This window comes from Paenisporosarcina sp. P5_A11 (assembly GCF_056400705.1).
In genome coordinates this window covers 1-11,342 of sequence record NZ_JBFUKT010000101.1, presented here as the reverse complement: position 1 = coordinate 11,342, position 11,342 = coordinate 1, and the positions used below count along the sequence as shown (strand labels likewise).

Here is an 11,342-nt window from a genome sequence, read left to right as displayed (position 1 = left end):
AGTTTCTCCTTATCTTCAATACTTGCAACGAAATGCATTATTTTACTTGCAAATGCTGGCATTGATACTTCTTGTGTTCGCAATGTTGCAACCGTATCTAAAATCACGTGCGATTGCTGGTGAACACATTATTTGGGTAGTAGATACTTCAGCAACTATGCTTGCTTCTGCAAATGGAGAGTCCGTTTTTGAAAGGCATAAACAAGAAATGATGACATTGTCTGAACAATTAGCGGGAAAACCGTTAACGTTAATGACTACTGGTGAAGAACCAACGATATTATTACGTGATGAAACGAATGTTGCATTTATAAAATCGACCATTGATAAATTAGAGGTTCAATATGAACAAGAAAATTTACCAAAGATGATGGACTTTACGGAATCACTTTTAAAAGGAAATGAAACGGCTATTTATTTGTTCACTGATCATGTTGAGAGAAGTGAACTCCCTATAGAAAGCGACAAGGTTACATGGTTTGTTAAAGGGTCTCCAGAGAACTTGGAAAACGTTTCTATTCTGCGTTTTGGAGCTACTGCATCCGATAAAGGAATATCAGCACTGGCTCAACTTTCAAATGATACAGCTATCGTAAAGCGAGGAACTTTTGAAATAAGGTCTATGGTAAAGGGAGACGTTATTGTCAAGGAATCGGTAGAGATTCCTCCGAATGATACATTAGCTTTGTCGTTCAAGGACTTACCGAATTCGACTGGGTTAATCGCGTCTCTAAATATAGAGGATGACTATGTTGTCGATAATGAATCAACCATTCTTTTGCAACAACAAGCATCTCAAACATATGTAGATGGAAATTTACACCAACTGGTCACTGCTGCTTTTCAAGCGATGGATATTCCGGTGAGTTCTGTACCAACAGAACAATTAGCGGATTTGTCTGAAGAAGCAATCGTTGTGACGAATCAAACATCCCGACTAACTGCTTCCAAATCACCTGTTATGTTAATTGGTCGAAATGATGAAAAGGCAAAAGAAGTGAACGGATTAATAACGACTGAGCGAGATGATGTGTTTGCTTATACAGATATGTCGGATATCTTTGTTAGCAGTTTATATCCTCCATTTCAAAACTATGAAACAATTGCTCGTGTGGGAGACGAACCATTTATACAACGTTCAGAAAAAGGCGATTTAGTTATCTTAACAGATATTCAAATGACCGATTGGCCTCTTCATCCGTCTTTTCCATTGTTCTTATGGAGTTCAAGAGAACAAATGTCAGTGAACAATAACGATCTTGGCACTTTTTCTCCAAATGAGCGAAAGGCACTTTCGTTAGTGGCAGATGAATCTGCAAAAGAGTGGGAGATTTTTTCTAACAAAGAAGAATATATTAGTTCTTTTGAAAATGGTGGTCAATTCTCTGCACCGAGTCGGCCTGGCCTGTATTTCATCAAGTCAGGACAATCTGAAAAACAATTTGCCGTTGCCTTAGAACAACAAGAGAAACACATTGAAAAAGGGACATCATTTGCAATTGGCAATGCTTCACAAGATGGTGTGCAAGAAACGGTAAAAACATCACTTGTTCCTTGGTTTTTACTTCTCATTGTTTTGTTATTAATCATTGAATGGGAGGTGCAACGTCGTCGTGGGATTTCGAATTGAATCGCCTATTTGGCTCCTGTTATTGCTTCTTCCAGCAGTTTATTTTACATATGCTTGGTGGAAAAATCACAAACACTACACACGTGAACACACCTTTATATTTACAATTCGTGTAATAGCAGTGAGTTTACTAATCATTGCTATGGCAATGCCAACACTCTTATTGCCTATAAAAGAAGAGCAAATATTATTTTTAGTGGATCGGTCAGCCTCTACAGATGGTACTGAACAACAGTCAACAGAGTTTCTCGTCCAAGCACTCTCTGAAAAGAAACAACACCAAGCGGTTGGCTTATATTCATTTGATGAGAAATTTCAAACACAAGTACCCTTATCATTAGGCACAAAAGATGTTCCAGAGTTCAACGGATCTGAAAATAAGAGTTTGACAAATATTGCTGAAAGTATTCAGCTTGCAAGTAACTTAGCGAATCAGCAAAAAGCAACGCGTATTGTTTTGTTGACAGATGGATTAGAAAATAGTGGCTCCGTATCCGATCAACTGTCACGAATGGCTGGCAGTCATGTTGAAATAGATACGTACTTATTAAAGCGTCCTCAATCAGACGACGTAGCCATTACGAGTTTCGAAACACCTCCAGTAGCGTTTGAGGGGGAACAGCAACAACTAATCGTGCAAGTGGAGTCAACAAAAGCTGTAACAGGGGAACTAATTCTTTCCCAAAACGATCAATTCTTGTCAAAACAACAAGTACAAATAGAACCGGGGAACAATACATTCACACTTCGCCATGCATCAACAGGGGAAGGTCTGTTAAAGTACCAAGTTCAATTAAATATCACAGGTGATGCATTACTTGAAAACAACCAATTAACGAGTGTAACGATGGTGGAAAGTGCACCAAAATTATTGGTTGTAAGTAGTGATAAATTACCGTCACCTATCCCGACGTATATTGATCAAGATGTGGTAAAGACGGATGAGATTTCAGCTTCAGAGTTACCATTTGACTTGTCGAATTACTTAGGATACGATGCCATTATTTTTGATAACGTTCCTGGCTACCAGGTTGGTGAAGCTAAAATGACGGTTATTGAACAAGCCGTTAAAAACTTTGGGGTTGGGTTTATGATGGTGGGTGGAGATAATAGTTATGGCTTGGGTGGATATTTTAAAACTCCTATTGAAAAGCTGCTCCCCGTCGAAATGGAAGTGAAAGGTAAACAACAATTACCTTCACTTGGCCTCATCATTGTGATGGACCGTTCAGGAAGTATGAGTGGCAATAAATTTGAACTAGCAAAAGAAGCTGCAGCTCGTTCGGTTGAGTTATTAAGAGAAGACGATACTCTTGGCTTTATTGCGTTTGATGATAAACCGTGGGAGATTATCGAAGCCAAGACATTAACGAATAAAGAAAAAGCATTAGAAAAAATATTATCAGTGTCAGTGGGTGGAGGAACTGAAATCTATCCTGGGCTAGATCTTGCTTACGACAGATTGAGCGATTTAAAGTTGCAAAGGAAACATATCATTCTGTTAACAGATGGGCAATCAGCTACTCAAAATGAGTATGAAGAACTAATTACAGAAGGTTTAGCTAACAATATAACCTTATCTACCGTTGCTATAGGTCAAGATGCTGATCGAAATCTCCTTGAACAGCTTGCACAGTTCGGAACGGGACGGTTTTATGACGTTATGGATGAAAGCACTATACCTGCGATTTTGTCGAGAGAAACTGTCATGATCTCGAGAACTTATATTGAAGATAATCCTTTTTATCCAACTATAAGTGGAGATCCTGCATGGACGAGCTTATTTGAAGAAGGGGTTCCTCAATTCAATGCATATATTGCAACGACTGCCAAACAAACTTCCACCGTTATTGCTGAAAGCACTAAAGAAGATCCCGTAATTGCTGAATGGATGTATGGACTAGGAAGAACTATTGCGTACACATCTGATTCTACTGGTGCATGGAGTGGGGATTTTGCACGTTTCAATCAATGGGGGAATTTTTGGAACACCGCAGTTTCTAGATTACTACCTTCATATAGTGAAGTACCATTCGATATTCGGAAGTCCGAAGATGGCTCTTATACGGTCTCTGACTCATCAGGACAGTCATCATTTTTAGACATTGTTGCGGTAAATGAAGCAGGTGAGGAAATAGACAGTTTATCAGAACCAATTGCCCCTGGGAAAAGTAGAGTTTCTTTTAAAGCAGATCCAGGTCTCATTTTTTTACGAATATCAAATGAACAAAACAGTATGTATCAAGCTGGGATTTCGATCCCCTATAGTGAAGAGTATAAAATTCAGCCACCGAATAAAGGACTCTTGCAAGACATTTCTAACCGTACAGGTGGGAAAGTAGTAACAACAGCTGAACAGGCTATGCGAGATATAGACTTCGAAAGCTCAGAGAGTAAAAGCATTCAATTATGGCTGGTATTAGTTGCTATGTTGTTATTTTTTGTAGATATTACATTAAGACGATTTGGATGGGGAATGCTTTCACGATTGCCACAAGGGTTGAAACGTGAAAAACCAGAATCACTTGCAACTCAACATGATACAAATGTGTCTCAACTATTAAAAGGGAAAAAGAAGAGATGAAATAAACAACAAGATCATTCGGTACTATGCGCAAAACAAGAGGTGAAAAAAGGTTGTTCCAGAAGTGTTAAACTTCTTGGAACAACCTTTTATAGTGGAATGACGACTGTTGATTTCTTATAAGAAATTGAGGCAATAAAGAAACAAATTACTAATATTAATGTACCTGCCATATAAGGGAAACTCATATTGATATCAAATAGTATCCCAGCAAGGGCAGGGCCAATCATATTTCCTAAACTCATATAAGCATTGTTCATTCCAGCGGCAAATCCTTGCTCATTTCCAGCCTGTTTAGAAATCAATGTATTAACTGCCGGTCTTAGTAAAGAAGCTGCTGTAAAGAACACGCTGGACACGATTAAGATCGGCCAGAATCCATCTACGAAAAGAATTGAAATCATGGCAAGTGCAGAAACGAGTAGGTTCACAAGAATCACTTTAATTTCCCCAAAACGGTTAAACAGCTTATTAATGACAAACGTCTGAACAATCACACCGACAAAACCACCCACTGTTATTAAGGCTGCAATTTCGCCTGGGGTAAACCCATACTTTTTATCAACATATAAAGCGATGGTAGCTTGGAAATTGGCAAGACCAAACGAAAAAACAAGGACGACGATTAACATAACAAAGTATGGTGTTTTCGTTGAACGTTTCATTTGTTTGATGATGTTTTCACGTTTAACGATTAGATCAGTTTTCACAACAGTTGGCTTAGTCTTTGGAAGAACAACCATTGAAATCGTTGCAGCAATTAGAGCTGCGGCGGTTGCAACGTAAAAAGGAAAATGGATGCTTACTTCTGCTAAAAATCCTCCAATAGCAGGTCCAATCATAAAACCAAGAGACATGGATGCGCCAAGCAATCCCAACCCTTTACCACGTTCTTCTTCAGTTGTAATATCAGCTACGAATGCCATCATAGGAGGGACGATAAAGGCCGATCCGACCCCACTAAAGAATCGTGCTAAAAATAAAATCCATAATTCTGATGCAGCACCGAACATCAACTGAGATAAACCGAAAATGATAAGACCTACAATAATCAGATACTTCCGACCAAATTTATCTGACAAGTCGCCAGCTAAAGGTGAAAAAAGAAATTGAGCAAAAGCAAACATGGCGATTAAGAACCCAAGAGCTTGACCAGCTACCCCAAACGTATCTAAATATGCAGGCATAATTGGAATAATTAATCCGATTCCTGACATAGCAATAAACATATTAAACATTAGTACATATAGCGCAAAGCGATTAGATTTACTCACTATATTACAGCCTACTTTCTATTGGAAAATGTTTCGAGTCTCTAAAATTTTAACACAAAACTAAAAAAATGCTAATAAAAAACCTAACAAGTCTGTTAGGCAAGTTTCAGTATTCTAGAAGATGCTATTAGTTTAATGAAGTATGATTTAGTTTTTACTAGGTCCTCAAGATTGATGGATTTCCATTTGTCGAGCTAGAGTAGGCTACTACGCTTTTCTTTATGTCTAGCTTCAAGCACCAACTCGCGGGCCCCTTTATGGGGTCAGAAAGGCGAATCTTCGCCTTTCATTCTTCCAGAGCCGGCGTCGAGCTAAAGTGGTGCTTTAAGCTTTTCGTTATGTCTAGCTCCGTAGCCTAGCTCGCACCTCCGCTTCAAGCCCTCATTCGAAAACGCGTTTTCGATTCGGTCTTTCCACCGTCGGAGTCGAGCTAGAGTAGGCTACTACGCTTTTCTTTATTGAGCGTCCATTTTAAATTCTAGAAATAGCTCATTATATTTCCCTAGAGTTTCAACACCTAAATTTTTATAAACTTCTAAGCGTTCACGCATTACTTCTGTCGGGTAGAAACGTTCATCTCCAGTTACTTTCGGGTCCATTAATTTAATGGCTTGTTCATTTGGCGTCGAGTATCCAACATAATCTGCATTTTGTGCAGCGATTGTTGGGTCTAACATAAAGTTAATAAATTGATGTGCGCCTTCAACGTTCGCAGCGGTTTTCGGGATGATCATATTATCGAACCATAAGTTTGAACCTTCTTTAGGTACAGCGTAGTCTATATCTTCATTGACATACATAATGTCAGCTGCTTGACCTGACCAGACAAGTGCTACAGCTGATTCACCACGGCGCATTGTTTCCACGATTTCATCCCCAATAATGGCTTTAATATTAGGAGACAAGGTTTTTAGTTTATCGGTAGCTTCTTGAAGTTGTCCTTCATCCTTTGTATTGAGTGAATATCCGAGTGTATTTAACCCCATACCCATGACTTCTCGAGCACCATCAACTAAAATTACTTCTTGTTTTAGGGAAGGGTCCCATAAATCCTCCCAACTTTCAAAAGTTTGACCATCTAGTAAACTCGGATTAAAGGCAATTCCTACAGTTCCCCAGAAATAAGGAATGGAATATTTGTTTCCAGGATCGAAAGGTAAGTCTAAAAAGTAAGGATCTATGTTTGTTAAATTCGGAATTTTACTGTGGTCAATCGGAATAAGCAAATCATTTTTTTTCATTTTTTCAATTGCATATTCAGAAGGCATCGCAACATCATAAGACGTTCCACCATTTTCGATTTTCGTCATCATGGCTTCATTGGAATCGAACGTTTCGTAGATTACGGTTATTCCTGTTTCTTTCTCAAATTGCTTTATTGATTCAGGATCAATATATTCACCCCAGTTATACACACTAATGGAGTTGTTACCGGATCGTCCAGAGGTTTTGTCTAACTGGAAATTGATGATAAATAACACTAAACTAACAACCAAGATTGCAACAACAGCACGAATGATATCTTTCATTTCGGCACCCCATTTCTAAGTGGGTTTTTCGCCCGGTTTGTCACAAAATAGTACCCAAGTACTAAAAGTAACGTGAAAATAAATATCAAACCAGACAATGCATTAATCGTTAACGTAATCCCTGCTCTTGCCATTGAATAGATTTCAACTGACAATGTCGTAAATCCGTTCCCGGTTACGAAAAAAGTGACGGCAAAATCATCTAACGAATAAGTTAGAGCTAAAAAGAATCCAGCAAAAATACCAGGTTTAATATAAGGAATAATAACCCGAGTTAAGACATCTCGTTTTGACGCACCTAAGTCAAGCGCCGCATCAACTAGTGTACTGCTCATTTCTTGTAATTTAGGTAATACCATGATTACAACAATTGGTACACTGAAGGCGATATGGGAAATCAACACGGAAGCGAAACCTAATTTCACGCCGACCATTGTAAATAATATTAGAAACGAAGCACCAATGATTACGTCAGGGCTAACAATTAATACATTATTTAATGATAAAAGGGCATTGCGCGACTTGCGTTTTTGTAAATAAACAATCCCGATTGCACCTATCACGCCAATTGCAGTAGAAATAAGCGCAGACAATAATGCGATAATAATGGTATTGATTAAAATCATGATAAGTCTTGTATCCTCAAAAACTGCAGCATAATGCTCAAAAGTAAACGATTCGAAACTAGACATCGTCCCACCGCTATTAAATGAGTAAAAAATCAAGTAAAAGATAGGGGCATACAGAATGACAAAGACAAGTGTTAAATACACTTTTGAAAATTTACTTGTTGTGTCCATTTACAAGCTCCCCCTTGTCCTTCTGTCCAGTTAAGATCATGATAATTACCATGAAAAGAATTAAGAATACGGCAATCGTAGAACCCATTCCCCAGTTTTGAGTAACTAAGAACTGTTGCTCGATTGCAGTTCCTAGCGTTATTACTTTATTGCCAGCAATTAATCGAGTAATCATAAATAAAGAAAGGGAAGGGATGAAGACTGCTTGGATTCCTGATTTTACTCCGTTGATTGTTAACGGGAATATCACTTTTGTGAATGTATTCCAAGTTGACGATCCTAAATCACGTGCTGCATCAATTAATGTGGGGTTCATTTTATCAAGCGAATTAAAAATCGGAAGTATCATAAATGGGATGAAAATATAAACGGATACAAATATGAAACTGAAGTCCGTGTATAAAATTTGTTGTTTTCCAATACCAAACAGTTCCAAGAATTTATTAATTGGACCGAAAACGCCAAATATGCCGATAAACGCATATGTTTTTAACAATAAGTTAATCCAAGAAGGAATGATAATTAGTAATAACCATAATTGTTTATGCTTTGTTTTTGTCAGCCAATATGCTGTTGGATATGCAATTAATAGTGTGAAACCTGTAATTACCAATGCATACCAGAAAGAGCTTAAAGTTAATTTTAAATAGACAGATGTAAAGAAATTTTGGTAATTCACAAAAGAGAAATTTCCATGTAAGTCGAATAATGAAAAATAAACTACTAAAACAATAGGGGCAACGACAAAAAGTAACATCCATACAACATAGGGTATTAAATAAAACGACCGATTTGAATTAGTTTTCATTTTGTCGTACTCCGTAAGAATCCAAGCGCTTATCAAATTCTTCTTCTGTTTCATTTAAACGCATAACATGAATCGCTTCTGGGTCAAAATCTAATCCTATTTCCTCTCCAACTGCAGCCCTTTTCGTCGAATGAACGAGCCATTCATTGCCGTCTCTATCAAGTGTTGACAATTCAAAATGAACACCTCGGAATAATTGTGTATCCACCTTTACTGTTATTTTTCCTCCATCAACTGCCGTAATTTCTAAGTCTTCTGGACGAATGACAATATCTACTTTTTCGTTTGGATTTAAGCCTTTATCAGCACATTCAAATTCATTTCCTCCAAATTGAACACGATAATCGGCAATCATCACACCTGGTACGATATTAGATTCTCCGATAAAATCAGCTACGAAACGGTTAATCGGCTCATCATAAATATCCATTGGTGTGCCACTCTGTTGAATTACCCCAGTATTCATAACGAAAATTTCATCCGACATTGCTAGTGCTTCTTCTTGGTCATGTGTAACGAAAATGAAGGTCTTTCCAAGTCGTTGTTGCAACTCACGAAGTTCATATTGCATTTCTGTTCGTAATTTTAGATCAAGCGCAGATAAAGGTTCGTCGAGTAAAATGACTTCCGGATCATTGACAATTGCACGTGCAATCGCGACACGTTGTTTTTGCCCACCTGACATTTCTACGATTTCACGATTTTCAAAACCTACTAAATTTACAAACTTAAGAGCTTCTAATACACGACGATTAATTTCTTCTTTTTTTAATTTTTTAATGCGTAATCCGAAAGCGATATTTTCAAATACATTTAAATGAGGGAAGAGAGCATAGTCTTGAAAAACCGTGTTGACTTGCCGTTCATTCGCTGGCACTTGATTAATTTTTTTTCCATTAAAATAAATTTCACCACTAGTGGGCTCCATAAAACCTGCAATCAAACGTAAAATGGTCGTTTTCCCACAACCTGATGGACCGAGTAGTGTGTAAAACTTTCCACGTTCTATTTCAAAGCTAACGTTATCTAAGACCGGTGATTTTCCATTGTAAGATTTTGTAACATTGTCGAATCGTATGATCGTCTTGTCTGTCATGATTGACCTCCTATGTGATAAAAAAATGTGTAGGCACAACTAAAACTTCTGAAAGGTCATCATGGTTAGTTGTATATTAATGATGATATGAAATTTTATAATATAAAAATCCACCAATTTGCAAGTTACACCTACTGATTGCTATGTAGCTAAACTCTTACTTTATATTGAGTTTACTATAAATGACTTTTATTATACAAAAAACTCCAATTCTTTCAAGTGAATTCAAAAAACTTCCCATCCGAGGATGAGAAGTTACTTGTATTGATCTCTTTTCCATTTTCTGGATTTTTTCCAAAAACTTTTTGCACCTGTTGTTGCAAGTAAGATGATTGATAGTGAAATACCAGCTAATGCTGTTATTAATGAAATCCACTCGAAGAACGAATAGCCAGGAACTTTCGACCAATCCGTTTTACCTTTCCAATCTTCGATAACTAAGTTCATTCCATAAATACCAGAAACCACTGTAAAGACAGTAAGCATGAATAACAACATATTATGCCGTTTATTTGCTTGGTTTTCTTGTGCTCGGTAAAGCTCGTTTAATGTTTGTTTCACTTCTTCGTATAAGGTATTCAGATGGAATATTTCATGGTATGTTTGTGTTAATTCTTTTCCTTCGCTTCGTGCAGATACTTCGCCAAAATAATAGCGAGCAGAGAATTTCGAAATTAATTCGATTAACTCTTCTACATAATCTTCATCTTGTTTCCATTGAACCTGACTATATTCAAACGACATTCGGAGCAACATGATCTTATAAAAGTAATGAAGCATTAAATTATAATGATGAGTCCCCATAAATTGTGAAAGTGGTCGATCTAATTGTTGTGGCGATTTTAAGGATACTGTAATTTGGGCATGGTCTGAAGTAACCGTATAGGAATCTGGGGCCCAACGATCATGAAGATGCTTATTTAAATAACGCTCTATATATTCTTGATTTGTACTAGACATAAAGGGTTTTCCTTCGGGATTTTTCCCATCAAGTTGACCCATGCGAAATAAGTGATCATTGCTTATTTGATGTTCACCATCTGTAATGAAAAAACCTGACGAAAACATACGTTCATCTTCAAAGAAAGGTAGACTTCCGAAATATCCTGCTCGTTTTTCATCATGGATAATGAATGATTTGAGAGAAGGGCAAAGATAACCGAAAACAAATTCATTTGTCGTATGAAACTGACGATCACCCTTGCGAATTATTGAACCTTTTTCCTCATCGAGTTTTGGTTCTAATACACGAAAATGATTCATAAAATCAAGCACTTCGCATAACTTTTCCTTTTCTTGATCCATTTCTGTTCGAATCGTAATTAATCCAATCCCAAATGGACAAACCATAATATCAATACTGTTAATTAGAAATGAAAAAGTTGTGTCATGTACTTCTAAAGAGAATGTCTCATTTACTTTCTTGGAAAAACGTAAAAATCCTTGTTGATCCGTTCGGAGAGGAAACAATTTATACTCTAGAAAAGGTAAAAAATATTGGTCCAATTCTTCATGTTGAACTTTAATGTTTTCTCCGTAATACTCTTCCTCTAAATCTCTTTGATCTAACGAAAAAAAGGTGAAATGATTTTTTCGTAAATGCTCTACAAGATTTCCCCGC

8 protein-coding genes are annotated in these 11,342 nt (G+C 37.2%); 2 read left to right on the top strand and 6 right to left on the bottom strand.

Going from position 1 to position 11,342, the window contains the following annotated elements; genetic code table 11:
• Both AC1DOS_RS13270 and AC1DOS_RS13265 read left to right on the top strand, forming a co-directional pair.
• Positions 1 to 1,630: vWA domain-containing protein (locus AC1DOS_RS13270; RefSeq protein ID WP_477537893.1), on the top strand; the 1,630-nt coding region annotated here is incomplete at its 5' end.
• The gene (locus AC1DOS_RS13265) at positions 1,614 to 4,214 is read left to right on the top strand and encodes a VWA domain-containing protein (RefSeq protein WP_477537892.1); all 2,601 of its coding nucleotides are present in this window, start codon (positions 1,614 to 1,616) and stop codon (positions 4,212 to 4,214) included. The genes AC1DOS_RS13270 and AC1DOS_RS13265, both read left to right, overlap by 17 nt.
• An 89-nt stretch (positions 4,215 to 4,303) precedes the next feature.
• On the opposite strand, the gene AC1DOS_RS13260 is transcribed toward AC1DOS_RS13265, so the two are convergent.
• The 6 genes from AC1DOS_RS13260 to AC1DOS_RS13235 all read right to left on the bottom strand — a co-directional run.
• Entirely contained in the window at positions 4,304 to 5,491 is a 1,188-nt protein-coding gene (locus tag AC1DOS_RS13260) for an MFS transporter (RefSeq protein ID WP_477537894.1), read from the bottom strand.
• Between the two features lie 452 nt (positions 5,492 to 5,943).
• Positions 5,944 to 7,017, bottom strand: coding sequence for an ABC transporter substrate-binding protein (locus AC1DOS_RS13255; RefSeq protein WP_477537891.1), 1,074 nt, complete (start codon positions 7,015 to 7,017; stop codon positions 5,944 to 5,946).
• The gene (locus tag AC1DOS_RS13250; RefSeq protein WP_477537890.1) at positions 7,014 to 7,817 is read right to left on the bottom strand and encodes an ABC transporter permease; all 804 of its coding nucleotides are present in this window, start codon (positions 7,815 to 7,817) and stop codon (positions 7,014 to 7,016) included. The genes AC1DOS_RS13255 and AC1DOS_RS13250 overlap by 4 nt, the downstream gene beginning before the upstream one ends.
• Positions 7,801 to 8,625, bottom strand: coding sequence for an ABC transporter permease (locus tag AC1DOS_RS13245; protein ID WP_477537889.1), 825 nt, complete (start codon positions 8,623 to 8,625; stop codon positions 7,801 to 7,803). Before AC1DOS_RS13245 ends, AC1DOS_RS13250 begins: the two co-directional genes overlap by 17 nt.
• The gene (locus AC1DOS_RS13240) at positions 8,615 to 9,721 is read right to left on the bottom strand and encodes an ABC transporter ATP-binding protein (protein WP_477537888.1); all 1,107 of its coding nucleotides are present in this window, start codon (positions 9,719 to 9,721) and stop codon (positions 8,615 to 8,617) included. The genes AC1DOS_RS13245 and AC1DOS_RS13240 overlap by 11 nt, the downstream gene beginning before the upstream one ends.
• A gap of 255 nt (positions 9,722 to 9,976) precedes the next feature.
• Positions 9,977 to 11,342 (bottom strand): magnesium transporter CorA family protein (locus AC1DOS_RS13235; protein WP_477537887.1); only part of this gene is annotated, 1,366 nt, incomplete at its 5' end.

Coding starts and splice junctions, on each gene's coding strand:
- AC1DOS_RS13255 (WP_477537891.1), bottom strand. CDS start 7,017: ATGAAAGATATCATTCGTGCTGTTGTTGCAATCTTGGTTGTTAGTTTA.
- AC1DOS_RS13250 (WP_477537890.1), bottom strand. CDS start 7,817: ATGGACACAACAAGTAAATTTTCAAAAGTGTATTTAACACTTGTCTTT.
- AC1DOS_RS13245 (WP_477537889.1), bottom strand. CDS start 8,625: ATGAAAACTAATTCAAATCGGTCGTTTTATTTAATACCCTATGTTGTA.
- AC1DOS_RS13240 (WP_477537888.1), bottom strand. CDS start 9,721: ATGACAGACAAGACGATCATACGATTCGACAATGTTACAAAATCTTAC.